Source organism: Proteus vulgaris, assembly GCF_033708015.1.
In the GTDB taxonomy this organism is placed as follows: Bacteria; Pseudomonadota; Gammaproteobacteria; order Enterobacterales; family Enterobacteriaceae; genus Proteus.
In genome coordinates this window covers 1484991-1511176 of record NZ_CP137920.1, presented here as the reverse complement: position 1 = coordinate 1511176, position 26186 = coordinate 1484991, and the positions used below count along the sequence as shown (strand labels likewise).

The 26186-nt window shown below is 37.7% G+C and carries 34 protein-coding genes; 6 read left to right on the top strand and 28 right to left on the bottom strand.

Annotation, left to right across the window (positions count from 1 at the left end; translation table 11 throughout):
- Nucleotides 1-81 precede the first annotated feature (81 nt).
- Nucleotides 82-978 (top strand): helix-turn-helix domain-containing protein, encoded by an 897-nt coding sequence (locus SB028_RS07170; RefSeq protein WP_069368765.1) that lies wholly within the window; start codon nucleotides 82-84, stop codon nucleotides 976-978.
- Between the two features lie 77 nt (nucleotides 979-1055).
- On the opposite strand, the gene SB028_RS07165 is transcribed toward SB028_RS07170, so the two are convergent.
- The 4 genes from SB028_RS07165 to SB028_RS07150 form a co-directional block, all read right to left on the bottom strand.
- Nucleotides 1056-2552: a C69 family dipeptidase gene (locus SB028_RS07165; protein WP_069368766.1), complete on the bottom strand. Its 1497-nt coding sequence runs from the start codon at nucleotides 2550-2552 to the stop codon at nucleotides 1056-1058.
- A 713-nt stretch (nucleotides 2553-3265) separates the two neighbouring features.
- Nucleotides 3266-3571, bottom strand: coding sequence for a chaperone modulator CbpM (gene cbpM / locus SB028_RS07160; protein WP_069368767.1), 306 nt, complete (start codon nucleotides 3569-3571; stop codon nucleotides 3266-3268).
- Nucleotides 3571-4512, bottom strand: a complete 942-nt coding sequence (gene cbpA, locus SB028_RS07155; protein WP_069368768.1) for a curved DNA-binding protein — start codon at nucleotides 4510-4512, stop codon at nucleotides 3571-3573. Before cbpA ends, cbpM begins: the two co-directional genes overlap by 1 nt.
- A gap of 296 nt (nucleotides 4513-4808) precedes the next feature.
- Entirely contained in the window at nucleotides 4809-5681 is an 873-nt protein-coding gene (locus SB028_RS07150; RefSeq protein WP_069368769.1) for a LysR family transcriptional regulator, read from the bottom strand.
- A 99-nt stretch (nucleotides 5682-5780) separates the two neighbouring features.
- Here SB028_RS07150 and SB028_RS07145 point away from each other — a divergent pair, with 99 nt between their 5' ends.
- The 3 genes from SB028_RS07145 to SB028_RS07135 all read left to right on the top strand — a co-directional run bounded on the left by SB028_RS07145 (nucleotide 5781) and on the right by SB028_RS07135 (nucleotide 7249).
- Nucleotides 5781-6230: a multidrug/biocide efflux PACE transporter gene (locus SB028_RS07145; protein ID WP_069368770.1), complete on the top strand. Its 450-nt coding sequence runs from the start codon at nucleotides 5781-5783 to the stop codon at nucleotides 6228-6230.
- 205 nt (nucleotides 6231-6435) lie between these two features.
- Nucleotides 6436-6960, top strand: a complete 525-nt coding sequence (locus SB028_RS07140; RefSeq protein ID WP_069368771.1) for a DUF4303 domain-containing protein — start codon at nucleotides 6436-6438, stop codon at nucleotides 6958-6960.
- Between the two features lie 133 nt (nucleotides 6961-7093).
- Entirely contained in the window at nucleotides 7094-7249 is a 156-nt protein-coding gene (locus SB028_RS07135) for a hypothetical protein (RefSeq protein ID WP_171729934.1), read from the top strand.
- Between the two features lie 264 nt (nucleotides 7250-7513).
- Here SB028_RS07135 and SB028_RS07130 read toward each other — a convergent pair whose 3' ends face one another.
- Nucleotides 7514-7969: an anti-virulence regulator CigR family protein gene (locus SB028_RS07130; RefSeq protein ID WP_069368773.1), complete on the bottom strand. Its 456-nt coding sequence runs from the start codon at nucleotides 7967-7969 to the stop codon at nucleotides 7514-7516.
- A 558-nt stretch (nucleotides 7970-8527) separates the two neighbouring features.
- On the opposite strand from SB028_RS07130, the gene SB028_RS07125 reads away from it, so the two are divergent.
- Nucleotides 8528-8725, top strand: a complete 198-nt coding sequence (locus SB028_RS07125) for a DNA polymerase III subunit theta (protein WP_318860030.1) — start codon at nucleotides 8528-8530, stop codon at nucleotides 8723-8725.
- Here the strand turns inward: SB028_RS07125 and SB028_RS07120 are convergent, their stop codons facing one another.
- From SB028_RS07120 to SB028_RS07065, 12 genes are all read right to left on the bottom strand, one after another.
- Entirely contained in the window at nucleotides 8726-9346 is a 621-nt protein-coding gene (locus SB028_RS07120; protein ID WP_318860029.1) for a tail fiber assembly protein, read from the bottom strand.
- On the bottom strand, nucleotides 9346-11022 hold the full coding sequence (locus SB028_RS07115) for a phage tail protein (RefSeq protein ID WP_318860028.1): 1677 nt from the start codon (nucleotides 11020-11022) through the stop codon (nucleotides 9346-9348). Before SB028_RS07115 ends, SB028_RS07120 begins: the two co-directional genes overlap by 1 nt.
- Before the next feature lie 7 nt (nucleotides 11023-11029).
- Nucleotides 11030-11662, bottom strand: a complete 633-nt coding sequence (locus SB028_RS07110) for a DUF2612 domain-containing protein (protein ID WP_318860027.1) — start codon at nucleotides 11660-11662, stop codon at nucleotides 11030-11032.
- Nucleotides 11662-12852: a baseplate J/gp47 family protein gene (locus SB028_RS07105; protein ID WP_318860026.1), complete on the bottom strand. Its 1191-nt coding sequence runs from the start codon at nucleotides 12850-12852 to the stop codon at nucleotides 11662-11664. Before SB028_RS07105 ends, SB028_RS07110 begins: the two co-directional genes overlap by 1 nt.
- Nucleotides 12849-13202 (bottom strand): hypothetical protein, encoded by a 354-nt coding sequence (locus SB028_RS07100; RefSeq protein WP_049206563.1) that lies wholly within the window; start codon nucleotides 13200-13202, stop codon nucleotides 12849-12851. The genes SB028_RS07105 and SB028_RS07100 overlap by 4 nt, the downstream gene beginning before the upstream one ends.
- 1 nt (nucleotide 13203) lies before the next feature.
- Nucleotides 13204-13896 carry a phage baseplate protein gene (locus SB028_RS07095; protein ID WP_318860025.1) on the bottom strand — a complete coding sequence of 231 codons (693 nt, stop codon included), beginning with the start codon at nucleotides 13894-13896 and terminating at the stop codon, nucleotides 13204-13206.
- Nucleotides 13877-14764 carry a baseplate hub protein gene (locus tag SB028_RS07090; protein WP_318860024.1) on the bottom strand — a complete coding sequence of 296 codons (888 nt, stop codon included), beginning with the start codon at nucleotides 14762-14764 and terminating at the stop codon, nucleotides 13877-13879. The genes SB028_RS07095 and SB028_RS07090 overlap by 20 nt, the downstream gene beginning before the upstream one ends.
- Nucleotides 14751-15026, bottom strand: a complete 276-nt coding sequence (locus tag SB028_RS07085; RefSeq protein ID WP_318860023.1) for a hypothetical protein — start codon at nucleotides 15024-15026, stop codon at nucleotides 14751-14753. The genes SB028_RS07090 and SB028_RS07085 overlap by 14 nt, the downstream gene beginning before the upstream one ends.
- Nucleotides 15027-15719 carry a phage baseplate protein gene (locus SB028_RS07080; protein WP_318860022.1) on the bottom strand — a complete coding sequence of 231 codons (693 nt, stop codon included), beginning with the start codon at nucleotides 15717-15719 and terminating at the stop codon, nucleotides 15027-15029.
- A gap of 77 nt (nucleotides 15720-15796) precedes the next feature.
- Nucleotides 15797-16579, bottom strand: a complete 783-nt coding sequence (locus tag SB028_RS07075; RefSeq protein WP_318860021.1) for an ORF6N domain-containing protein — start codon at nucleotides 16577-16579, stop codon at nucleotides 15797-15799.
- A 75-nt stretch (nucleotides 16580-16654) separates the two neighbouring features.
- Nucleotides 16655-17152, bottom strand: a complete 498-nt coding sequence (locus SB028_RS07070; protein ID WP_318860020.1) for a Bro-N domain-containing protein — start codon at nucleotides 17150-17152, stop codon at nucleotides 16655-16657.
- 112 nt (nucleotides 17153-17264) lie between these two features.
- Nucleotides 17265-17441, bottom strand: a complete 177-nt coding sequence (locus tag SB028_RS07065; protein ID WP_318860019.1) for an Arc family DNA binding domain-containing protein — start codon at nucleotides 17439-17441, stop codon at nucleotides 17265-17267.
- Nucleotides 17442-17569: 128 nt separating this feature from the next.
- Here SB028_RS07065 and SB028_RS07060 point away from each other — a divergent pair, with 128 nt between their 5' ends.
- Complete coding sequence (locus SB028_RS07060) at nucleotides 17570-18019, top strand: Arc family DNA-binding protein (RefSeq protein WP_318860018.1); 450 nt, start codon at nucleotides 17570-17572, stop codon at nucleotides 18017-18019.
- Nucleotides 18020-18068: 49 nt separating this feature from the next.
- On the opposite strand, the gene SB028_RS07055 is transcribed toward SB028_RS07060, so the two are convergent.
- The 11 genes from SB028_RS07055 to SB028_RS07005 all read right to left on the bottom strand — a co-directional run bounded on the left by SB028_RS07055 (nucleotide 18069) and on the right by SB028_RS07005 (nucleotide 26185).
- Nucleotides 18069-18611, bottom strand: a complete 543-nt coding sequence (locus SB028_RS07055) for a hypothetical protein (protein WP_318860017.1) — start codon at nucleotides 18609-18611, stop codon at nucleotides 18069-18071.
- A 38-nt stretch (nucleotides 18612-18649) separates the two neighbouring features.
- The gene (locus SB028_RS07050) at nucleotides 18650-19114 is read right to left on the bottom strand and encodes a hypothetical protein (protein ID WP_318860016.1); all 465 of its coding nucleotides are present in this window, start codon (nucleotides 19112-19114) and stop codon (nucleotides 18650-18652) included.
- Between the two features lie 64 nt (nucleotides 19115-19178).
- The gene (locus tag SB028_RS07045; protein WP_318860015.1) at nucleotides 19179-21569 is read right to left on the bottom strand and encodes a hypothetical protein; all 2391 of its coding nucleotides are present in this window, start codon (nucleotides 21567-21569) and stop codon (nucleotides 19179-19181) included.
- Between the two features lie 253 nt (nucleotides 21570-21822).
- Entirely contained in the window at nucleotides 21823-22233 is a 411-nt protein-coding gene (locus SB028_RS07040; RefSeq protein ID WP_049206580.1) for a hypothetical protein, read from the bottom strand.
- Nucleotides 22233-22679: a phage tail fiber protein gene (locus SB028_RS07035; protein WP_129037599.1), complete on the bottom strand. Its 447-nt coding sequence runs from the start codon at nucleotides 22677-22679 to the stop codon at nucleotides 22233-22235. The genes SB028_RS07040 and SB028_RS07035 overlap by 1 nt, the downstream gene beginning before the upstream one ends.
- Before the next feature lie 12 nt (nucleotides 22680-22691).
- Nucleotides 22692-24149, bottom strand: coding sequence for a DUF3383 domain-containing protein (locus SB028_RS07030; RefSeq protein WP_318860014.1), 1458 nt, complete (start codon nucleotides 24147-24149; stop codon nucleotides 22692-22694).
- An 11-nt stretch (nucleotides 24150-24160) separates the two neighbouring features.
- Nucleotides 24161-24646: an LIC_12616 family protein gene (locus SB028_RS07025; protein WP_318860013.1), complete on the bottom strand. Its 486-nt coding sequence runs from the start codon at nucleotides 24644-24646 to the stop codon at nucleotides 24161-24163.
- Nucleotides 24634-24867, bottom strand: coding sequence for a hypothetical protein (locus SB028_RS07020; protein ID WP_235365705.1), 234 nt, complete (start codon nucleotides 24865-24867; stop codon nucleotides 24634-24636). Before SB028_RS07020 ends, SB028_RS07025 begins: the two co-directional genes overlap by 13 nt.
- Nucleotides 24868-25000: 133 nt before the next feature.
- Nucleotides 25001-25459 carry a hypothetical protein gene (locus tag SB028_RS07015; RefSeq protein WP_318860011.1) on the bottom strand — a complete coding sequence of 153 codons (459 nt, stop codon included), beginning with the start codon at nucleotides 25457-25459 and terminating at the stop codon, nucleotides 25001-25003.
- The gene (locus tag SB028_RS07010) at nucleotides 25452-25856 is read right to left on the bottom strand and encodes a DUF4054 domain-containing protein (RefSeq protein ID WP_318860009.1); all 405 of its coding nucleotides are present in this window, start codon (nucleotides 25854-25856) and stop codon (nucleotides 25452-25454) included. The genes SB028_RS07015 and SB028_RS07010 overlap by 8 nt, the downstream gene beginning before the upstream one ends.
- Before the next feature lie 2 nt (nucleotides 25857-25858).
- Nucleotides 25859-26185, bottom strand: a complete 327-nt coding sequence (locus tag SB028_RS07005; RefSeq protein WP_318860008.1) for a hypothetical protein — start codon at nucleotides 26183-26185, stop codon at nucleotides 25859-25861.
- Between the last annotated feature and the right edge of the window lies 1 nt (nucleotide 26186).

Here is a 26186-nt window from a genome sequence, read left to right as displayed (position 1 = left end):
TACCTATAAATTTATTGTAGTTCAATAAATAAAGTCGATCTTGTTGAAAAATATCGATAAAGAAAAATAATAGGAATTTTCATGCTCCAAGAGAATGTTGTTAAAGATATTATTGTTTGGATTGAGCAAAATCTTGATTCACACTTATCACTAGATATTGTTGCTGAAAAATCAGGCTATACAAAATGGCACTTTCAGCGCTTATTTAAAGCATATACAGGAATATCTTTAGGAAAATACATACTCGCCCGCCGTTTATCTTGTGGTGCTTACGCTTTACGCATAACACGTTGTAGCCTGCTGGATATCTCATTGAAATATCGGTTTGATTCTCAACAAACATTTTGCCGCGCATTTAAAAAACAGTTTAATATCACGCCTTCCGAATACAGAAAAAAGCCAGGTTGGGATATTAGTGAACTGATTTTTCCAGCTCTAGAAACTGTCGAACTGAGCGCTAAATATGAAATAATTACCTTTCCTTCCCTAAAATTAGCGGGTATGTCTCATCAATACAACAAACCCGTTTCAACGTGGAATTCAGACAAGAAAAAATTTAGAAAAGAATTTTGGCGTAAATTTTTGAAGGATGTGAATACAATACCCACAGAACTATATGCAATGCATCGAGCATCTGCGAGTACATTAGAAGATACAATGTACATTTATAGTACCGCTGTTGATAAAGAAAAATTATCAACAACATCTAATCTATCAGCAATGTCACAATTAGAATTACCGAGTGGTAAATATTTAGCAATTACTTTTCATATGGATGAAATTTTAGGCTCACTAACTGGTTACGATGACATTATTTACACCGTATATACTAAAGTATTACCTAAAATGAATTTATTACGTAGACCCGGTCCTGATATTGAACAATATACACTAAAACAATCGGTAAGTTACGATAAATTACTTGAGCAAAGTGAACAATACTTAAAACAAATAAGTTACTACATTCCTGTTCTTTAATTAACCCAAATTGAAAAGATCCCAAAAAATGAACTGGGATCTTTTATTTAAGTTGTATTTCAAATAAGAAGTTTCAACTAGTCTTTTTTAGATTTATTTGCAAAGAAAATATCGTCTTGAATATCTTTTGTTCTTATTGTAAACACTTCATTCATTAAATTTTCAGTTAATTTTTCAGCATCAGCCATGACTCGTAGATTAAACTCGTTAAGCATTTTATCTGCACCAACTTTATCTGTTTGCACCATTTTGAGATAGTTAGCTTCCATTTCTTTTTGCTCTAATGCGGTTTTATCTTCCCATTCTTGATAGGCCTTCTTCACTATTGGTGCAAGTTTTGGATAGTCTGTCATCACTAATGTCTGTAATTTACGATATTTCCAATAAATAGAATCACTATCTGCGTTATTCGTACCGATCCCATAGTGTTGCGGATAAGTTTTCAATCCACTGTAATAGGGAACAAATGCAGTTAAATCCGCCATACCTAATCCGACATAAGTGACTTCACCTATTTCTTGAGGCAGTTCAGGGCGGACTTGCATCACATGGGCTTCATAAGTTCTAAATACGCTAATTGGGCGCCATGGTTCTTTGCCATTTACTCCATTGCTATATGGATCATGCTCTGTTCCTTCAAAGTGATTGCGTAACATCGCTTTAGCTTCTTCAACAGAGACTTTTTTTTCTGGTGTTAATAAAGGTGCAAAATTGCGACCATCATCCACAGCCTGTTTTAATGATGGATTAAATTGCTGCTGAATAACCCATACTCGCGGATCATTATAAGTACGATCTCGTTCGTCATCCCGAGTATATGCTTTTGAAAAATTAAACTCGCCTTCTTTTTTAGGATTATAAAGCCCTTTCTCAACAGCAAATTCCACTAGATTTTTAGATCCTAATACATCATTACTGTTAGTATCATAGTGTTGTAGTCGCCCTTGGTTTCCTGTTGCAAAGTATTTATCTTTAGGTAATTTTTGTGCAATCCAATGATGCCCTGTTCCAGTTTCTAAATACCAAAGCTCATTTTTATCAACAACAGCAACACCAAATCCTTCACCGGCACCTTGTTTTTCAATAATGCTTCCTAATAATTCCACTGCTTCACGAGCTGTTTTTGCTCTTGAAAGTAGTACATCTGGAATATCATCTTCAGTAATTCCAGTCTCTTCAACATAGGGATCAAAAGCGAGTGCCTTAGGTGAAGCAAAAATAGATTCAGTGCCACTGACACCCACACCTAATTCATTAAACCCTGTGGCACCATGGAGTTGCGTTTTCCAATTCGGTACAGTGGTATAGCGTAATGAATTCTTAGGCAATGGATATGTAAAATTATTAGCACCGTTATGCTCTTTGGTACTGTAAATACCCGTTTGATTCGTTTTAGCTGGATGAATAACAAAATGTTGTGCTTTTAATGCATCGCTATCTGCGCTACGAGCAATAATCAACGAACCATCATTTGTTGCTTCACTTCCCGCTAATAACGTTGTACAGGCTAAAGCTGAAGATACTAATGCAATATTAATAGATAAGGCAATAATACCCTTTTTAAATAAAGACATAAAACTCTCCATTTGCTTGTTATTTATAATTTATAAAACAATTAAGTCTCTTTTTAGAATTAAAATAAAAAAACCAGATAGATAATTTGATGCGGAATATTAGCAATGAAAAAGTATAGATTTCCGTGATTTACATCTCAATGATTATTATATTTTAAAATAAAAACATTAATTATACACATCATATTAATATTAGATGATTTCATGAGAAAACATATTTGAAAGACAAATAAATCAAGATGAGATTTGTTATTGACATTATTTTCATGTAATTAATAGCAATGTCATTTATATAAATGACTGTTAATGTTAAAGATGATAACGATACAATAAATTTAATAATAACTTATGTTAATTTTATTGTACCGTTCTAAAAAACGTTTTAATTTTATTTTCTAGAGATTTTTATCAGAAACCATAAGTTTATTTTTTATTTTATAATTTCAACCAGTTGTTAAAACTCTTCTTTTAATTTAACGACTCTTATTGGAGTGATTATATAATTATATTTTCCTAAATTTAGAAAACTGTATTTTACAAATAAAATGATCAAGAACCACTTATTAAATAAATTTTATAAATTATTATTAAATAAACCTTCACTGCACTCTAAATTAAAAACAAAACAGATAAACAAAGTAAAAAAATAAATTTTTAGGTATAAAAATAGCCACTGAATTTATTTACTGCTTTAGTGGCTATTTTATTAATTTTTATTCATCTATAAAACGCATTAACTGCTGCCGTAATTGCTTATTTTCTTGTTTTAACTGCTCATTTTCATCTAATAAAGTCAGTGCAATAGCGATACCATGCCAATCTAATGCAAGCTCTTTATGAAGTTTTAATGCACGATGAGTCACCACAATAGCGTTATCATCGAAAAACCACTCCTGAGTTTCAATTTCTAGCGGTTCTATCATACCAAGCGCTACAAACTCGTTGAGTTCATCATTTGATATTCCAGTATGATGACAAAACTCAGTGACAGTAAATACGGTTGTTGTTAATTGACCCATTATTTATTCTCCCAGTCTTTACGTGGATTATAATCGGTCTGGCTATCTGCAATTTGTTGCCATAATTCTCGTATATTTTCATCAGGTTTAGGTGGCATCACAATTTTTAAAATTGCATATAAATCACCGCTAACCCCTTTACTAACTAACCCTTTTCCTTTAATACGTAACTTTTGTCCTGCTTGACTTCCAGCAGGGATCGTTAACAATATTTTTTCTTTTATTGTAGGTATAGGAATTTTTGCACCTAATGCAGCTTCCCAAGGAGCTACTGGGACGACTATTTCTAAATCGTGACCTTTAATATCAAATAGGGGATGAGGTGCAATACGAATTGTTAACCATAAATCACCATTCTCTCCACCATTTTCACCTGTTGTTCCCTGACCTTTTAAACGGATACGTTGCCCATCAATAACACCGGCTGGAATTTTCACATTCAAAGTTTTAGGGATCTCTTTTTCCAAAACTCCGAAAACATTATAAACAGGTAAGTGATAACTAATCGTACGCTTATGCTCTTCCAGTGATTCTTCCAGAAAAACAGCTAATTCTATTTCTAAATCATGCCCACGCTGTTTAGGTGCCTGCCGAGATCGACGCCCTTCAAATGGCGAATGTTGACCAAAAAATGAAGCGTAAAAATCATCAAAATCTTCTTGGCTAAAACTTCCTTGCTCCTTATTTGAATGTTGTTGTGTAAATTGCCTAAATTTAGGATCGTTACGATGAGCCCAAAGTTCATCATATTCGGCTCTACGTTGTTCATCACCTAATATTTCCCATGCTTGAGCAATTTCTTTAAAGCGCTCTTCAGCATTTGGCTCTTTACTGACATCTGGATGATATTTTTTTGCTAAACGACGATAAGCAGTTTTAATCGTTTTAGTATCATCAGTGGGTTTGACACCCATTATGGCGTAGTAATCCTTTAATTCCATAGTGACATCTCAATTATGTTAAATAATGAATTAAATATTAATACCCTAGACTTGATTAATTATAGAACAAAGAAATTATGTTGATGAGTAAAAGTTCTATAATAACACCAACCAAATGCCTAAAAAATAACCTTCAATTAAAAAAGTTGAATCAAAAAGCAAGATATTAATCAACCGAAAGCTCCATTATCCCCTTTTTTTAAAAAGGTGCATTTTAAACACCCTATTAAAAGAGGTAGATTTTATTCAACAATACAATCAATTATTGCATTGTTAATGATGGTTTTTCTTTTTAACTAAATAGAATGCGGAATGTTGTTTTTCAAAAGATTATCTATCATCCAATATCCCGCTTTTCCTGGTGGATTATTTCTAGACCACACTAAATCAATATCAATTTTTTTCGGAAACTGATCGTAATTAAGGCTAACTAATAACTCATGCCCAAATTGCTCGACGAGCCAAGTGGGTAATATTGCCCATCCCATTTCTTGCTCCGCCATTTCAAGCAGTAACAAATAGTTAGGTGCCAACCAATTTTTTTCACTATTAATAATAAATTGAGCACGGCTACTTAGCCTTAGTTGACGATGCATCGTTAAATGCTGATAGTTAATTTTAATTTCTTTCGCAAGAGGATGATTTTTATGTGCATATAATCCTAATTCACCACTAACAGGTAAACGGGCAAAAGCGATATCAACGGGGTACTCTATTCGTGATTCCATCATACCAATATGCGCCTGATTATTTTGTAGCATATTGATGACATCATCGTTTTCAGCAACAAGAAATTCAAATTCAATATGAGGAAATTCTTTATCTAGAAGTTTTAAAAGTTGCTCAGAATGAGGGGGTTGATACATATCCGAAAAAACACAGCTTAGACGGGGCTCCATTTCTGGAGATAGTTCTATTCTTAGTGCTTGTAAACGTTCATCCGCCGCTAATATGTCTTCAACTAAACTTAATACCTTTTGCCCTGCAAAAGTCAGCGTTGATTCTCTTCCTTTACGTTCAAATAGTTCAAAACCCATATCATCTTCAAATCCACTGATCGTACTACTGACAGTAGATTGGCTTTTATTTAATTTTCGCGCAGCGGCAGAAAATGATTTTAACGAAGCTGCTTCAATAAATGTACGCAAAGTTTCTATGGAATAGTTCATTATAGTATCGGCTTTTTCGATGGCTCCTATTTTGTATATATACAAAATATTATCAATAATTGCACTCGTTTTTGCTAAATAATTAATTTGAGGTGGGGTATGAGCCAATATCAAAAAACATTTACTGAGCGCGTTTTTCACGCTGTTTCATTTGAAATAATAGCCATCACAATAACAGCGCCACTTAGTGCATGGATTTTGGGTCGCTCAATTTTTCAAATGGGAACCGTAGCTATTGTTTTATCAACATTAGCTATGTTATTGAATTTATTTTACAACATGATTTTTGACCGCTATTGGCCCTTAATCAAAGGTCCAAGACCAACAAAAGTACGAATCATGCATACTATTGGATTTGAATTAAGTTTTGTAATCATTGGTTTACCGATATTGGCATTTTTATTAAATATGTCACTGTGGAATGCATTCTTATTAGAAGTCGGCTTTTTTGCCTTTTTTCTTTTCTATACCTATGCATTTAATCTTAGTTACGATAAATTACGTGAAAATTGGTTTAATTATAAAGGTAAACGAGTTATCTCGCGTTAACCACTATGCGAAAACACCTTTTGAACCATCATTAGGTGTTTTCTATCACTATTCAAAAGTAAAGAGCATTATTTCATATCATTAGGTATATAATATTAATATAATGCTATTATTATTTTCATACAGAGAAATTTTTATGATTACATTCCGAATACTATCTTAATAAGAGTATTATCAATATATTTAATTGAATTATGAGTTAACTATGACATTAAATGATGAAGTTATTGAAAAAATAAAAAATGATATTGTTTCTTTTGCGATAACAGAGACAGAAAAATTTTTAACAGATAAATGTAGCGAAGTCTTTTATGCCTTTGCGTTTGATTTAAACGCCGCATATGGAGAAATAAATCTTTGTTTAAACACAGAAGAATATTTTCAAAAAACATTAAATTACTATCAAAATAAATCTGGTGGTAACAATTATCATTCACAAGACGAGATAAATAGCTTAAAGTACAATACTGGTGATTGGGAATATCAATGTTTTGGCACCATTTACCCCATCAATGAAACATACTTAGAACAACTTTATCAAAAATCTTATGAAGACGGTTCTTACCCTCATGTTTTAACAAGAATTATTCAAATATTTTCAGAATGTTTAACTCTGTTTAAGCAAACAGAGACTTACAAAAAAATCCCAAAAACTGAAGATTTTATTGCTTTTACCATTGATCATGATGAAGATGTTGAAGATGCTTTAATGCGTATTGGAAAATATTAATAAAACAGTGTAGAACGATAATTTTCGTAGATGTTTAACAATAAAGTGATAACCGAACTATTATTTATCAATTATATAAAAAGAGTATCAATAAATGATCTTTTTTATTAGTTCTATATTTTTTGCAATTTTTTTGACCACTATATTAGCCTATTGGAGTTTTTCTGCATTATTTCCTAAAGCTCCGCCTACAACACTTTCATGTCTTTTAGCAAGAACACTTATTGGCGTATTACTTGTTATTGCTGATATTTTCCTTATTTTAACTTTATTAAGCCAATTACTTTAATTTAATTTATTTTCGTAATAAAATAGACTAAAGTTGACCATAATATAATTACCCTCACTGATGAAAACTAAGTTACCAATTATTTAAATTCTAACGAAGCTAAATAATAGCAAATAAATTTATAATAACTTCAGCTAAAACCTACATAAGCCAATTACGAGTACCACATATTTTTGTTGATATTTATCAAGTGGACAGTTAAGTATCCAATTACAAAAAAAACATGCTTATTCATGTCAGATATACAATATATTTATCTCTTTATTAGTCAAAAACATTATTAATAATGGAAGTTACTATTGCGGTGCTTAATGCAATTAATACCAAATCATTACCAACAATCCGCCATTCATAACCTGGATAATAAGGCAATTGTCTAAGCATTTTTTCAGGAACCGCTTTTTTTGCAATACCTGGAGGTAATGGTTTCCCTCTTACTAGGTTTTTAGCAATACCCGGGGGGAGCGATGAATATCCCGTAAATCCGCCTTCCAACGCAAACGCTCTCGCTTCATTATAAGATAAAGAAACAGAGAAAAGCGCTTCATTACCTAAGTGATTATTCTGTGATTTATTATGCCATTTATTTGGTTTTTCCCCTTGGAAGCCTTTATTTTGTCCCCTTCCATGTCCATTATTTGGATCCGCATAAGAAACAGATATCACCGATAACCCTATAATTACTAACGATAAATTGCATATTCGAGAAAGTGTACTCATTTTCATGATCTCAATTATTGATTTTTTATAGAATATCCATCAAGTCATATAACTACTATAAGTAATATTCCTAGAAAAAAGCCAGCCAGCCACTTCCAATCAAATAACTTATCAATCGGAGCGATTATGGTTCTCTTCACTGGTACACCAACATTAATACAAAATTTATTAAACCCTTAGAATTCCATTTAAAGGCAAAAAACTACCCAACAAATGATAGCGCTTTCAAGAGACGTTAAGAGACTTTAGGAGACAATGATTAAATGAGAAGATTTGATTTTACTGGGATAAGTAGACTTTAAGAGATGTTAGGAGACATTGAAGTGGCGGAGGAGGAGAGAATAAAACAAAGAGATTAACACAATGATTTATATAGAAATAAATATACAAATAAATTTTAATACCCCCATAAATACCCCTTTTGGATTTTTAGAGGTTATTTTTTGATAAGATATGAATGCAGAAAAAAGAAAGGTGATACTTTTATACCACCTCTGATTTTTTAATTCCACACCCTGCTATACTCTCCAAACTCTCCAAAAACTAACTGGATCTACTATGAACCTCGCAAACTTAACTCAAGAAGAAAAAGACAAGATTAATGTCGATTTAGTAGCTTCAGGTGTCGCGTCCGAAGTTGAACGACAACAGCCAGCACATTTGAGAGCGTACTTTAATGAACGACTAGCGTTTTATCGTGAGAGAAGTAAGAAGTTGCCAGATGGGAGCTCGGTGCAGTATTTGAAAGCGGAGTGATCACTCGGGTTTTTGTGGCCACTCAATGTCTGGCGCTAATTCTGGATTTACATCATCAAGCTTGACTGTGTAAATTTCCCATGATTTCAGCAACCCAACTTCTGCGTCATTTGCCATTTCTAATTTGATTTTCCGCTCTAATTGCACAATGCGATTTTCAGCTTCTTGTGATAACTCTATTTTTTGTTTCTTAGCTGAGTTAATTTGTGCTTCTTTAATAGCTTGCTCATCAGCAACCCAGCTTTCACCATTCCACTTATCGAACTCACCGACCGGCTGTAATAGTGTTAACGTTTCAGGTAATGATCCGATAAAATCAATGTTTACTGGTTGCTTTGTTTGTATGTGATATGCAACAAGTCCGCGATAGTCATCGACAACTTCCCATGCGCTACCATCAATCTTGCGTCTTATTGCCTGATTTTCTTTTTTTGGCAACTTAGGTTCATCTAGGTACGCACCCGATTGAAGAGAAACATCAAACATAACGTTTTCCATTGTTGCGCCCATGTATTCACGAGTCTGAGGGTGTGATAAATAACATTTTATCCAACCAGCAACTTCCGCTAAACCATTCTCACCAATTTTTCCATTTTGAATATCTAAATTATATTTGTTCATTATGCTGCTCTCACTATGTATAAAAATGCGATGTTACGTGGACGAGTTTCGTTACCGTTCTGCCCTTCGATTTGTTGATAAATTTCACGTTGCCCCTGATTATCGGTACCAACAGAACCAGCACTCATTTTTAAAGAAAACTCACTGTTTCCCCCCATTCCTCTAGCGCTTAATAAGCTATTTCCTGATTGGGAAGATAGCACCTCGCGCCCCGTATCAATCCCTCTCCCTGCATCCGCACCTCTGATAAATTCACTACGTAAGTCAGGAAGTCTTCCAGATGGATATGCAATAGCTAGTTTAGGATATGTCGCTTTGTTGAATGTCTGCCCTTGGCAAATTAGATAGCCAGCAGGTGCCGTGGTCAGTGACCATGGGATAGGGTGAGGAACTAGCTCAATATCATTAAGTTCTGATTTTAGCGCATAATTTCCAGCAGGTTGGTAGTCTCCTTTTTTCTGAAAGTAATCAACACAGGCTTTCTGGCTCATTACATTCTCTGTTGACGCACCCGCGAATTGAACCACGTTACCAGTAGTTAATGTATCAGCACTACCAGAAGCGCGAATGAATCCATTCTTATCTTTTGATGTATTCCTGTCTGTATAAATCTCATGTACAAATTGGCTCTCATTATTTCCCGCAATAACCCTCACGCTACTACCAAAAAATGCCGCAGTTAAAGCCATAAATGTATCGCCAGTACGAAAATAAGCCACTGGGGATGATCCTGCAGAAACACCAGTTGGTGTTTCATTCCTCATTACTTGAGTTTTTGTTGTTGCCGTTTTTAAATAACTCAGGAAACTATTAGTATCACTATAACTAGCATTCACCCCCTTCGTCCCGGCCCACCCATAATCACCAAATTTCATAAATTCTTTTGTAGCGGCATCTTGGCTCATTACGCTTGTTGTTGATGTGCCCGTAGTTTGAGCTACTGATGACTTGTCTAATTTACCTTCTAGCCCGTTTTTCAGTGCTGTACTTGTTGCATAATCTCCTGTCTGTTGTTTTTTCCCTAATTCTTTAGTTACTAAATCCAAGCTCGGCACTTTATTAACATCATTTGCTAATTGCTGAGAGATGTTAGCTTTATCAACCTTCTTGTTAAGCTCAACATTCATCTCTGATGTTGTTGGGTATGTGCCCTTGGGTTGGAATGCATCAGTAGATGCCTTCTGACTCATTACGCTTGTTGTTGAAGTTCCTGTGGATTGTACTATTGCTGTTGATTCTAGTTTTTTTGATAACTGATCAAGTACGTCATCCGTCATTACCAGCTTCCAAGATGCTTTTACTTGATCTTGGCTTGCAGTGTTGAAATTGACTTTATTGTTATCAATCAAACTCTGGTAGTATTTTTTCTCATCTTCTGATTGAAGAATTGCCCCTTTGGGATAGCCATTAATAGCTGCTGCATAATCAGCAGAGAATTTAAAAACACCACCTTTTGAGATGTGAACGATGGTTTCACACATCTGGTTTAGTATGCCATTAAAATCTTGCCCTTTAGGAGGTAAGCCACCTGCACTAACTGGCAGCATGGTTATCTGACCAAACCCCTGATCCCATGTCGCTTGGTTGCTTTCCATGCTAGTTTCGTATTTTTCAGGGATGACGTTTTTCTGCCCGTTCTGTGCGAAAGGCTTAGATATTAATTTTGGATTTTTCATTTCTTACCTATTTAGTGAAAGGAGCTTGGTTGAATGGTTGGAATCCACTGCCGTAGAATCCAAAATATTCATTTGTAGGAAGCTCATTTACGCCGACATCAACACCTGATGGTCGAGGTAAAATGTTGTGATGAAATATTAAGTTTTTTTCGAATTCTGATAACCGGTACTCAAATACATATCTTGCTTGCATGTGACCAGTGATTAGGTAATAGGCTTTTCCTCTCGAAAATGAGGCTTTAAGAAAAGCGTTAATATTTGGTGCCGTTGCATAAAGGATATTTGAATAGGCTTTTATGATGATAACCTCACGATAAGTGTCATCAGACATTTCATAAGTCACATCGCCCGGATTACCTCCGAAAAAAGGCGCTTGTCCAAAAGGGCTAAATTTTTCCGTTCCTTCAAACCCGAAGTAGTTATCGTCAGGATCTGGAATTGAAAGTCCTCTGCCAATGCCAACTATTCTCCCCCATATATCCAGTCCGAACCCAACAGCAGAATGTAAGTTCACCGCCATATTGTAGAATTCCTCTACATGGTTTCGTGGGTCGATGGATTGATTTGCTGATTTTAGTATTGCGAGGATATTGGGGGAGTTGGCATATTGGCTGAGTAATGTATCTCTAATATCAATCATTACTCTATCCTTATGTCATCTACCGATAACACTGGAAACTCATCTATCCCAAAATCAATGTAACTAGCCAGAGCAGATCCTTTTCTACCAACCTGAATATTGATTAATCGTGAGGTAGTTGCTTGAGCTACACTGCATACATAATCACTCGCAATTAATCTCTTCCCGATTTGCCCTTTTCCTCTACCAGTCGTGAATTCCTCGGTAATAGCTTTTATGATGGCTTGCTTTGCTTGGTGAGTTAATTGTGTTTTATCTTCAACGGTAATTGTGAATGTAACAGCGATATCCGATGGTCGAATAAATTTCACCGTGTACTTAGGTGGCATGTAAGGAAAGTTTTCTTTATCTTCATAAGTAACTGTTGTGTTACCCACGAACGAGCACCCAGTGCCAGCTTTCGTTAATATTTGCTGTGCAATTTCTTCATTATCCCCGCCCACTACTGAAACAGCAATTGAGTTTCTGATTAAAGAGTATTTTGTTTTACCTACCTGAATAGTTGCATCTGTTGGGTTATCAACAACATAGCAATCAATAACGCCTTTTAGATTAGCTACTGCACCATAAGTTGCTGAATTGGTATTCTTAGCATTCTTTGCGACAGATTCAGATCTGCGATATTCGAACTCTTGTCTACTTTCAGCATTTCTACCCGGTATTCCTGCTGTTCTGTTTGATACCGAATCCAGTCCACTAATGCTTTTAGTTAGTCGATTAATAACGCCTACTGGTGCATCGATAGCACCTGAGGTTAAGCAGTTGGCTTTGACTACTGCAACGCCTGATTCATTAATGACAACCTCTTCAGATGTTGACCAGAATAACCCTCTATCATCACTTACCTGATAATTTTCAGGTATCACAACACCACTCAATCCGTTAAAAGTTAACTCAGCCACAGAAGGTGTCGCTTGTTTTCGTTGCATAAAGTAGATGTAACCTAGAGCGTCCTGCATTTGACCTGATGCATAGCGTGGATCAAAGCTGTTTAATAGGTTAATCATGAAGTTTCGTTCGTCAGTAATAACGGCTGATAATGTGGTGACTAACTGACCCTGAGGTGTATCCATCGATGTATTGATGTTCTCACCAAAACACCCCTTCATTAACTGCCATAATCCATCTATCACTTCCTGAGTGGTTGGTGCGACGATACCTTGAGGAAGTATTTGTACCGGTGGGATCATAATGAAATACTCCCTTTATTTCCTTTATTGTCAGTGAATAAAATCCTACCTCTAACCACTCTGTCATTTGCCGTTGATAATTCAGCAGTAGCCGTAACGACATTAGGAACAGAAAGCGCAGCCTCTTCTAAATTCTGCCGGTATAGAGAAAGTGAGTAGCGATTCTTGCCTAAAATATCCTCCAAATAAGGAATGCCCTCATTTTGTGAGTAATAAAGGTCTTTCATAAACACTCGGCACTTATTAGCAACTGATTGAGCCGTCTCATACTGTTCAGAGGCAATAGCGAGGTTTCCCGATACATCAAGGGTCAGATCCCATGTATCAGGCAGTAGAAATAATGTTTTCATTTTATACCTGCTGGTTTGGTTGGTTCGTATCAGAACCTTGACCGTTTTCTCTATGGGTATGGCCGTTGTAAGTGGTTCTCATTGATGCCATTGTTTGAGTGTTGCCCTGCGCAGTATTGTCAGTAATATGGCTTGCTGATTGTAATGTTGATGTAGTTTCTACTGGGGCATCTAAAACAACCTTAGTTCCTTTCATTTTAATAACGCCAGTCGATACAACATCTATTCCACTTTCTAGGAAATGGATAAATTGGGTAGGCGCTCCGTTAAGGATTCCCCCAATATACAAACTATCAGCCCAGTCATATCGACGCTTGCTATCTGGCGCGGCTTCATCCTTCGTCCGCTTAACTTTTGAGATATCACGAGAACAAACAAGGCAAATACCCAAATCACCGACTTTAGGGTCGATAATTACCGCATTAGCGCCGCCCTGATAGCGAAAGTAAGGCACGTTATGGATAACTGCGTTTTTGTAAGTATTCCCCGCTCCGTCAACTTGAAGCACCAGTGGCATGACATCTAACAATCCAACCGCATCAGTTCCACTAGGCTTAATCGCCACAACCTTACAGACAGTGGTAGTTGCTACGCGACCAATCAATGAGTTAATGATCATCTCTTGAGTGCCAATACCGCCAGCCATATCTTTAGGCCCATATAGTGAGGCTGTCTCATTTTTTGATTGCGACATTCCTATTTCCTAATGTTTGTGTTGAAACCTCCATATGCCACCTTGCAGACTCTTGCTCGGTTTCAAGGGTTGACCTAATCCCATAAATCAGCCAGTCGCCATTGCAAAATTTAACTTCGCTATCTTTAATTCTGACAACTCCTCCGAAGCGGACAAGTGGGTCAAAGAAGCATTTGAAATTAACACCAACCATTGTTGGGGTCGGGTAGCCAATTAATCCCGTTTCAGGAGAAACGATAGGGATTTTAATTTTCCTCGGCTGTCCTTTTGGTGTTATGGCAACAAGGTTATTTTCAAGATAAAGGTCAAGATGAGCATCGTCAGCGAGTTTTCTTATTTTTTTCATGTCAGTATCACAAAGATAAACATCGTTGAGCTTTGCGTTCACATCGTTACTTTCTAACGTATAGCCCACTCTTTCGCATATCTGCCCCATAATGTTGACAACGTCTTGATAGCCTTTGTAACTTTCAGCATCAACAGGAGCCATACTTTCAAGCACTGCTGTTTGTGACTCAATAATCAGAGCAACATTAGGCGCATCACCAAAATCAGGGTAAGCAAATGTAATACCGCCTTTAAACACAGGCACTAACTCACTATCCTGATCCCCTGCCTCTATTGCTATCGTGTCTCTTAATCCGTTTAACGAATTGAACTTAATGCGCAGTAACTTATCTGCTGTCTCAATCGGTAAACCGTAAATCTTCACTCTGGCACTGGGTGCAGGAGAGCCATTGCCATAGTTAATTTCAGCACTCGCCCTCAATCCAATAGCAGACAGGCTATTTTTATTCTCAGTAGAAAATGATTGATTCTCACCCGATAGCGTTAATGTTATGCGCAATACTTTTCTATTGAATGCCATCGTTCCATACCAACTTATAACGTGAGCCTAACTCTGAATACACTGGATCTGTATTCCCCTCGATATCGACAAATATCAACCACTGGCAAATGTAAGTAAGGTTTCGACAAATACGATTACACACCAGATATTCACCATCTCGTTTTACTGTGGCAAATAGGTTTTCAATTCTGGTTTCTAACGTGAGTTCGTAAAGTGTGTTATTGATAGTGAATGAGGTTGATTGGTTTGGAGTGGGCGATAGTTTTATTTCAAAATTCATTTAACCTCCAGATACTTGCCCTTGTGCAAACTTGAGAAAATTTTCCAGCGAACCTATTGATTTCTGAACTATATTTGAAATATTTTGTATTTCGTTTATTTCATCATCCCAGTCAAATATTCCCTGAGATTCCACCTTTTGAGTCTGATCACCAGTATCTTTCACCTTTGAATCATCTGGCTTGGTGACTTCTTCCTCAGCGTAGCTAACTGTGACCTCTCGAATTTCTTCAAGATGTACGTTTACTTTAATAAGTGTCGCCCCGTCTTTAGCCTCTCTCGCTAAGTCATACCCGACGATATTTGCAAACTTGTAGACAAACTCAGGCGTAATAACAATAAATCGTAATGTGCTTTTAGATAGGATTTCAAGTTGAGCCAAGAAAGCACCTCGTTCTAAAGCACCACCGCTACCTTTACTCATTTGTACAGTTGCTTTCCATGGATCGCTTATTTTGTTGTAGCTGGCAAATGTGCCTCTTTCGATAGGCGCATTTACAACACGGCTTTTGTTTTCATACTGGAGTGATATCACGTTATCAGCGAGTAATAACGGAACACCGTATTCATTAAATATTCCCCAGTAGTTGCCGAATAGGGAATTAATTAGCGCAGCACCACCAAGGCTAATACCTGCATCTAATCCAGCGTTAGGCAACCCCTTCCAGTTTGGTATATCAGGCATTCCGAACATTGTTATCTCCAACGTGAAAATCCTCAATTAAGAGGCGTGATATGTGATCTCAAGCAAGCCGTCCTTGGCTTGGGTGATTAGAACAATTTAGCTAAATCCACATCATAAGCAGACTTCCATGCGCCTGATGGATATGAGTTAGCTGTTCCGTATCGATCATCATGAACAGTAGATATTTCTACATCATTCTCTTTGCACCATTTCTTCAATGGTTGCCATTTGAATTTTTTGTTTAGTTTCTTTTCTACTGCTAATACTGTTGCATGTTTTTTACTTTCACCTAGCTTTTCAGCAAGGCGATTCTTTTCACGAACAGCTTTAGATGCCGTAGCCATTGAAGTTGCTTCACGTTTTTTGCCAATCCATGCTTTGGTTTCTATTGCATGGTCACGCTCTGCTGCAATTACCGCTTTCTCTTTTTCCGCTTTTAGTAAATTTTCCAGAGCTTCAATGTAATTACTAGGAAGGGTATTATTTTTGCGTGATCCAAAATAGGTATCTTCGAGTAACTCAAAGAAATCCCACGCTTGATCAGTTTCTAATATTTTAGCGTGGCGAGATGCCCCACGCTCAGTCCAGAAAATTTGCTGACTTGCATATTTATTAACCACACCTCTTAAAGAGGGGAGCCTTTTAAGTTCTTGTAACTCTTCACCTTTAATTTCGAAGTAATGCTTACCTTCAACAAATCTGTCTTTATTTCGACTAAAGTTATTTGTAATCTTCTTATCAGTTGCACCATAACCAATAGCCAGTGATTCAGTAGTGATAACCTTCTGGTTGCGGTAATAGACTTCTGGAACTGTAAAACGGTTTTGCGTGACAACTGAGTTATTGTTTGCTACTGTAATTTGACTCATGAAACATTCCTTCTTGGTTTTGTTTGGGATTAGCCAGCAGTTTGCCCCTGTTGGCTTTTCTGTTTTTAGTGCCCATCAATGCGTTAATCTCCTAACTTGTTTTGTCTTAACTATTCCTTTCATGTGTTGTGAGTACATTAAGAACATACTCATTGTTGAATTGAGATGTTTCGCCATTTTCGGATCGAAGTTTTCTATATCCTTTTTAGCTTCATCCCACGTTGTACAAATCAGACTTAATCTTGCTAACAATCCATTTGCACTAACCGAACTATCTTTTTCTACTGGTAAATCTTTCTTGTCAGCTACTTCTCTATCCAGAATATCCAGTACCCATTTGCGAAATTCTTTAGCCACTGGAGTAGATGCAAACATTGCGATCAGGTGAGCGCCACGTAAAGAAAAAACTCTAACCATTACATCAACTTCACCAGTTTTCCTAACCAACGTCATTTTGACGGTGGTTGTCATTGAGTCCGTAAATTCATCTGAATTACGAGCGTAAACACGGTTAACGTTATCGGTTCTGCTATAACCTAAAGCCTTAGCCAATTCAGTCGATGTGAACCACAACTGACCATCTTGATAAATCGGCTCAAATGTAATGTTCTGGAAAGTTAAATCTGTTTTCGCTACAATGTTCATGTCATTTATTCCTTTCGATGGGTTTATTTGGCAACTGGCCTCAGTTGTTAGCGCAACTGGGGCTTTTACTTTCTATCAATCCGTAAGCTTTTCTTAGTTGATAAATAATCTCAGTATTAAATTTTCTACACTCCAAATTCCCATTAGCTTGAATCGCTTTGCATACATCCTCTGGAAATCTAATTTTCTTCTGATACATATCTTTTGCTTTTTGCATTATTTCATCCTTAATTTTTCAATGCCTCAATGTGGGGCAAAATCATTGTCACACCGTGCGTCATTGAAGTCAACCCCACAGTGGGGCATAATTTGTAATTATTTTCATTACGAGTGATTGGTGTTTCTATGAGCAGAGAAGACCCGCAATTAAGAATTAGGTTACCAATTGAATTAAAAGAAAAAATAGAAGTAACCGCAAAAGAAAATGGGCGTTCAATGAATGCCGAAATAGTTCAAAGGCTGGACTCTAGCTTTCTTGGTGAGATTAATGAAGATGATTTAATTTCAGCGAAAGATGCTATAAAAATTGCCAATAACGCCAAAGAAGAAATAAAAAACATCATATTCAAAAGAACATTTGATGAAATTAATAAAAAAATAAGATTAGGGCATGAAAAATTCTATATAGACCTTAATGATTTAGAGCTTGAAGATATTGATGAAGATGTGTTTGAAAGTTTATTTGATACAACTTTTAGCAAGCTAAAAGAACTTGGGTATTATGTTTGGGATGAAACTTGGAGTGTCGATGGATTTATGGTTGAGATACCTAAAGAACCATCCCACACAAAATAAAATAAAAGGGCACGGATGCCCTTGTTTAGTCTTTGTGGTTGAGGAGGGTTTATTGGTAAAATCCATATCCTGGCTTACTCATCATGCTTTTAACTTTTTCATCACTAAAGCACTTTGCAACGACTGTTAGTTCAGTTGATAGATCCGTATGATAAGCCACCACTCCCTTTAGGCTTTTATTTTTATCAGTATGATAAGTAAATCCAAATGTGTAAAAAGACTTAGTTATATTTTGTGGAGACGGTCTTTGTTCGTAGCTTGTAGAATTTTCTTCTGGCCTTTGTAGTTTAAGGTTTCCTCCCTTATACATTCGACCATCATCCAACACTAAAACAGCAGTAGCCTTGTAATCATCCACTCTTTTAATGTCTAATGCTGCTAGCGGAGCTTTTCTTAATCTGGCGCTATTTATCAATAATGATCTATTGTAATTATCCACAACATCATAAATACAGAGATAATTACCATTTCTTACTACGTATGCTTCATAATCCACATCTTGCTTAACAGGCTTACTAAATTTAGGACCTTCCCAAATAGCGCATGATGACAAAGAAAATGTGACAGCAATAATAAATAATTTTTTAACCATGATTATTCTCACTGATATTCATATTAACTTTTTGAATGTTATTTTGTGCTAACTGGGTTCTCTAAATTTCTTATTATTTTACAATCATATATAAGTATATTAGCCTTCACCGAACCTGAGTCTATATTAATTGCAGACACCAATCCTATATCTTCAATATACCCAACAACAAAACCACTTCCGTTATCATCTTCAGTGTAATAAGAAATTGAGTCTTTCTTTTGCTTGTTTCTTTCCGCTACTGGGGGATTAAATGATATATCACCCGGTAGAGAGGCTATAAACAGAACGGTGTCATTCTCCATTTTTTCAATATACAACTCAGCACCAGATAATTTATTATTACCCTGATTTGCTTTTTCAAAATTGTTATAAAAACATTCATAATTACCATCGATAAGTAGATTATGACCATCATTTCCTTTACTTACCAATGTCGAATTATCGCTCCCCAATACAACACATGGCAATAACAACAACCCAATGACTATTGTCTTTAGCATTTCTCATCCTTATTAAATAACATTTAAGTAATTGTGCCACTGGGTTGGTGCAATTTGAAGCAAGTTAGCTCATTGCAGGCATTATTTGTGATAGTGATTCTCTCGCAGCTCTCCTTCCGTCATCAATAGTTCCTTTTATTGTAGGAGCGGTGCTTGTGATATTAATGTCGCCAATATTTACATCAGTCTTATTATTAACAGTAGTTGGGTTGCTGCTTAGTTTTTGAGTTTGGGATAAAAAGTTTTGTGGATCGCTAATTCCTCCTTTAACTAAAGGTCTGGAAATCTTACTATCTAATTTATTTATTAATTGCTGACTACCCTCTCTCCATCCTTCTACTTTTTTCATGGCTTCTAGAATTACCAATCTCTCGCTATTGGTATAATCACCCATTCTTTTTTCAACACCAACAGATGACAGTACTCTTTTTATATAATCACCTGTTATATTCCCTTTTTCATCAGGTGGGGCGTATGCAGTAATTGCTTGGGATAGGGTTTTATCCTTATAGCCCAGACCTGCACCATAATCACCACTATTCGCTAATTTTCTGCCACCATTACTTTCAAAAATCAAATATTCTTTAGCTTTTCTTCCGGTCTCCTCATCAGGAAATATTGCAAAACGACCATCTGTACCGATCGCTCCAAATTTTTTTGCAAAATCTCCGTACTCAATATTTCCCGGGTTGTTATTTCTCCAAGATCTAGAGCCTCCCTCCTTTACTTGATCTGAGGATGCTGACTTATAAACTCTTTTATTTTGCCCTGAAACCTCAACACTAGTTGGGATAACCGCAGGCGTTAGCACTCTTTTGGCGAAACCACCAAGCCCACTAACCATTGAACCAACTGCATTCTTGAAACCTTTGTTATCCACTTCTTCAGTAATATGACCAATAGCCTTTCCACCCGGTATCAACCAGTCTAACGAACTTAAAATAATGTTCGCATTTTCGGCATTACTTTTGTCTTTTGAAACGTGAGATAAAGCATCTGCCGTTTTAACTCCCGTCATAGTGACATTTGCTATTTCAGGAGCGAGTGAGCCGAGATCTAAGTTATCAACGTAGTTTTTAAACCAGAGCAAGCTTCCTGCAATTGCTCCCAGAATCAACATCGGCCACCCCATGAGTCCAGCAAATGCACTGCCAATTGATAATATTGTTTTACCAAACCCAAGTGCAAACTTACCAGTGAAGAACGCAAGTAATCCACCTAATGCAAGTTTCCATCCATTAACCCTACCGTCCTGATCGGTAAACCATTTACCTATTGATGTATTCTTAAACCACTCAGATAAACCATCTAACCAACCAAGGACTGTCTCGATTGTTTTAGACCATTCAGACCAATCAAAGTAAGAGTCCTTTCCTTCTTTCCATCTTTTATAATCCCTATATAACAGTATTAATGCCGCGCCCAATGCAATCACTAACCCCGTTCCGGTAAGTAAAGGGGCGAACATGCCAGCCATTGCGATTGCACCCTTTATTAGTGCAGGGATCAGAAATACTGTAAGAACAACCGCCATTCCCTTAAACAGGTCTTTGGCTACCTCTCTATTTTTATTGAGGTAATCAAGCCAACCTGAGACCTTCTCAGAGAAGCGGAGGAAGTAAGGCATTAAGTAGTTCGCAATGAGTGTTTTTAAACCTTCCCACTGCTTGCTGACTAATGCGTTTTGCTGGTTAAGTTGACGACTGAGCTTTAATTCTTCTTCGCTGGAGATAACGATATGCTTTTGAGTTTCTAGCATCTGTTGCATAGCTTGACGACCTTCAAGCAACAGATTTATTGTGCCGTCATCGAACCCCATATTTTTGGCAATGTTATATGCCTGAGGTCGTGACATTTTCGATAGGCTATCAGACACATCGAGCAAGATATCATTAAGGTCTCTAATTTGACCGCCAGAGTTAACCACATCAACATTGAGCGCATTAAACCAAGGCAGGATAGAGGCATCACCCGTGGTGACTAAGTTCCACAGGGATTGACTCAAGCCCGATAAACTCGCTGCCATTCCATCAGCACTACCGCCTGTCATCTCTGCCATGTTCTGCCACCGTTTAATGTCGGTTGCATTCATACCTAAGTTTTTACTTAAGAAATAGAGTTGATCATTGGTTTTGCTGGTTTCATCAATCAGTTTTTGTAAACCGGTTGAAACAAATATTGTGGTAAATAAGCCAGATAAAGCCTTTACAACTCCATTTATTGTTTTCTCTAAATCCTTATTTTTCTTTTTGGCTTTATCTGTTTCGTCGTTGGATTTCTTTGTTTCCTGCGTGTAGATGTTGATATTAATACCTGCATCTTTTGACGCATCACCAACACCATTAACCGCATCAGATAATTGTTCGTTATCTTCAATTGCTTGTTTTACTGCACGTCCGAACTCAGTGTTGTCTAATTTCAGTGAGACAATCAGTGATTCCACAACTGTAGCCATAGTGTTACCTCAAATTTCAGGCAATAAAAAAGCCACATTTGTGGCACTTACTCAGACTCACTGAGTTCTTTCATTAATTGTTTGTTGTACTCGCTGACCTGATGTATCTCTATCAAATTCATGCAGTCCTCAAGACTGTATACCGTCGATAGTTCATGCAGTGTGGCGTGACCGGATGTAATTACCTGAGACACCACACTAGATACATTAGCTGTTTCAGCGAGTACGCCATCCTTTAGCGGTAGACCAGCTTTTAACTTTTCAAGTCTGACCCACCGCCTTGAGTTAAAAAATCAATATGAATGGCTAGCGCTTCTTTGCGGAGTGTGAACATCGTACTTAAATCTTTAATATCTGAGTCGATAATCAACGCTCGCGCATTACCACCACTAGGAATCACTTGGACACACTCTAACAGCTCATCAAGCAACGGAATACCAACATCAGGCTTAATGCCAGATAGTGCCTTAATCGCCACCTGAGCCATTCCTAGCATACCCATGTTAGGGTTAATGCCTTCGATATCGATACCACCATTAGCAATAGCAAATAAAGCACGCATGGCCCAGTTGTCGGCTTTAGTGATCGGCATTTCAGTAATGACGAATGTTTTACCTTCATCACGACCTTTTTCGATGGTGATAGTTTTTGTTTTTAGTGACATTAGATTTCCTCTGCGCCTTCTGTAACCATGTTGAAATTGTAAGTTGTGCCATCGAGCATTTTCTTACCACTTGGGCCACCTTTCATGGTGGTTAAACCGCCTTTACCTGTGTAACGCTTAGCGATTGACGGCATTTCAATAATGATTTCAATCGGGCGCACTTCCATATTGCTATTGAAGTCTTTGCGGATAGTTTCCATCACTTCAATAGATGCGCTGTTAGCCTCCAGATACAGTGTCCATGGCGTTTCGTGTGGTGTGTAACCAATGGATTGTTTGCCATCCACCCCCATGCGAGTTTCGCCGATATTTGCGTCACCAAACTCCCATGCGTTGTCAGCTTGGAAACCCTGAATGCGCACCCAGTCATCATAAATACCCTTACAGCGGATCATCATGACTGAGTTTGCCGAGGTAATTGTTCTTTCGTTATGGCCCATACCCATAATTCATTACTCCTATTGAACGTTAATTGACGGTAAATTAACTTGCTGGACACTACCGCCATCTGCGTACCAGAGTTTTAATGGCATGGATTTACGCAATCCTCGGGTTTGAGCTGGGGTTTCACCAACGCGAATACACCAACCGGCGGTTTTCAGTTGCGATACCGCATCAAAACCAGCCTCGTAGTTAATCTGCTTTTTCTGTTGTTCGGATAATTCAACACCCGGCTGAATGCCACCAAAGTTAAGCATTTGATTGGCAGGATCGGTTACTGCTGCGCGGTGCATGGCTCGGCCAGCATCATTGTATGGAACGCTCTTGTTGCTCACTAACATGGTCATGAGTGCTAGTTGTAACTGGCTATTGAAGAATACTTGGTTAACGTAGCTATCCATGAATTTGAACTTGCCAGAGATTGAACCAGGATAAACAAAAATGAATCGGTCATTAGCTGTGCCGTATGCACCGTAGAAGTTAAACCCTAACTTCATTAACTCATCTGCTTTTGATTTCTCATCAACTGATGGCGCTAACCCTTCTTGGTAACGGAATGACAGGTTTGTACGGCCGTTTAATTCATCAAAGTTAAGACAGGCAGGATAGCCACACACGAAAGCACCGTGAGTGTAATCACCGTACATCAGTATTGTGCCACCAACTTCTGCGCCAATAATCGCATCCGAGATGGTTTTTAAATCATCATCATTTGAGTGGTACAGTACGTGAATGTAGCGATCATTCTGCAATGAAACCCAGCGAGAAATTGTGAGCTTTTCACTCACCGAGAAGTCGCCCAAAGTCATTACCGAAACAAAGTTACGCGTTTCTTTGGTAATACGAGGCATTAGCTCTTCAATAGAATCAGCATCAATACCGTCATTTTTCTGTGCGCCAGATGATTCAGTCAACCCCATAAATTCAGCTAAATCGCCAACAGCAAATGAGATGTTGCCTTTCGCTCCCTTTGTGGCGCCAGAGATAACGAAAGTTTGCGATGAAGCATCATAAGCACATTGACCTTTTGCACCCAGTGAAGCAGTCGCCGCTTGAGCTAAAGCAGAGTAACTTGTCACTTCGCCATCAATGGTCACGGAAACTTTCTCGCCATCAATGGTTAAAGTTAAATCACTTGGTAGTGGGCTGAAATCACTTTCGGTGCGAACAGGAACTTTAGAACCAATGAGTTTTGCTGACTCCGATTCACCATTCATATAGGCAATGTAGAGTGATTCAGGTCGAGAGGTTGAGTTAACAAAACCAGCGAAATAGATTTGAGTAGCTCGATATTCATCAGAGTCAATGCCGAACACTTCGCCGACTTCATCTTCAGATCCGAATGAACGAACACCTAGCATTGATTCTGCTTTTTTCTTTGTAATAAACAGCGCGTTAAGTGCCAGAGGGTTACCACCAGTGCCAACGACACCGGGCAATATCTGGACGATATCGCTTGCTGGAATAGAATTCATATTTTTACCTTTTAAACTTGAGTGGTAGTGATAGAGACTCGATTGACACCATCGGTGTGATAAGAGATTTCAGGGTTATACTGCAGGGTAACGTCTAGCATCATGCGGTTTTCGTATTGATTTGCTTCATTAACCAATACGTTTTTCTTTGGACTTCCGCTGTCTAAAGGTTTGCATTTTTTGAGTCGGTCGGTTGTGTATGATGACTTCCAGAGATTTGCTACAACTCTTGATCGGTTATTGGCTTCTTCACCGTAAAAATCAAACTGAAAAGTAGCCTCTACTGAGCGCTGTGCTGTTACCTCTTCCGTTGTCGATTCCCAATAATCTGCCGTGTAATCCAAATCTCTTTCGTACAGCATGTGCATGACAATGCCGTCTTTGGGTACGGGAACATTATTTTCATAACCACGAACAACAGGGCAGCCAAATAAATCAGTTAAGTATGTCCATAACTCAAGAAAGAGATCATCTTCAGTAATGCTTATTGTCGCCATAAAAGCACCTTAACCCATGATGGGTATGATTCTATGACCTTAGTGACCAACCATTCAGATGGTTCGGATTCACCGTATGCAACGAAACTAATCTTGTCAGCCCCTTTATCTTTTGCTCTGCGAATGGCTTCGATTTGCCCTCTCGCATAACAGTAGATGAATTCACCTTGCTGATTGATAACACCTAAATGCTCAAGGTCTTGAGTACTCAAGCTTTGCATTTGGACGCTTATTTCATACGAGACGAATTTAGGAACCTGCTTACCTCCGGGGATAATTTCAAATCCCTCGTTGGCGATTAGGGTCGCAGGTAGGTTTTTGTTAACGACTTGAATGGCTGAGTTGGCAATAGCTCTAACTTTGATCATCAATCACCTCGTAGTTAACATCACCAATCATTACCCGCGTATCGACCAGTGGTTTATTTGATGAGTTAGGCATAACCTTTCTAATTCTTCTTATTTTTAAAGTAGTTGGAGATAGCGGAGGATCAACCAGCTCAGAAATTGATGTCTGAATATCACCTTTCATTCTTGCGCCAATTACCTCAAGAACATCTCTGGAACTGACACCAGAAGCCAATCCTCTCGATACCCCTCTAACCCACTCCTCCTTGTTACTATTAATGGCATTTCTAAAGAATGGTCTGGGCGGCTGATTATTTTCAGGAACCCCATACTCGTTCTTATAAGCAACCTCAGCTACACTCGTACCATCAGGATAGGTAGTGCCATCAATAAACCCTGCCTTAACCTCCGTTGCATCCAGTCTCGCAGCTAAATCCGTTAGGTATTTTTCTAGCCCATTAGCCATAAATGCTCCCCGGATAGTAGTTAGCCATTCGATAAACTTTTGTGGCCTGCCAGTAATCCATTCCGTAAGGGCTAAGCGTGTACCATGCATTTCTAAACTCAAGCGCACCAAGTTCAGAAGATACAGACACGCTTCCCTCACTTGCAGACGACACTCTCCCAACCATTCCCGAGCCACCTTTGCTGTCTTTATCTCCGTATCTCATATATGCCAAATGAGCCATAAGCAAGTAGAGCAATCTCTCTCGCTTATCAGTCTGATAGACCAATGAGAATTCAGTGTTATCGAGGTAATCGGTGGCTTGGTCGAAAAGGAAAGGTAATAAATCGTCTGATATATTGGAAAACACTGGGAACATGGCGCGGAACGTAGTTTTATTCAGTTCCACGATTGCCATAATTAATCCTCTGTTAGTGGCTCCACCCCAGCAGATTTAGTGCTGGCTTGCTCTAATCCTGTTTTCTGTTTGGTGCGCTCTTTTGAAGCATCTTCGGCAGATTTATAATCCGTCACAGCAAACACAATGCCATTAAGGAATATTTTTTGGTCTTTAAATGACTTCTCAAAGGCTTCCCAAGCATCAGCAGGAACATCCTGAGTGATACCAAACCCATTCAGAAGAGCGGATGAGTTGGCACCCAATAGCGTGATATCTTTACCTTCATGCTTAAAGGTGATCCCATTAGGTAATTTACAACCAATAACATAACTTGAAACTTTAGCCACT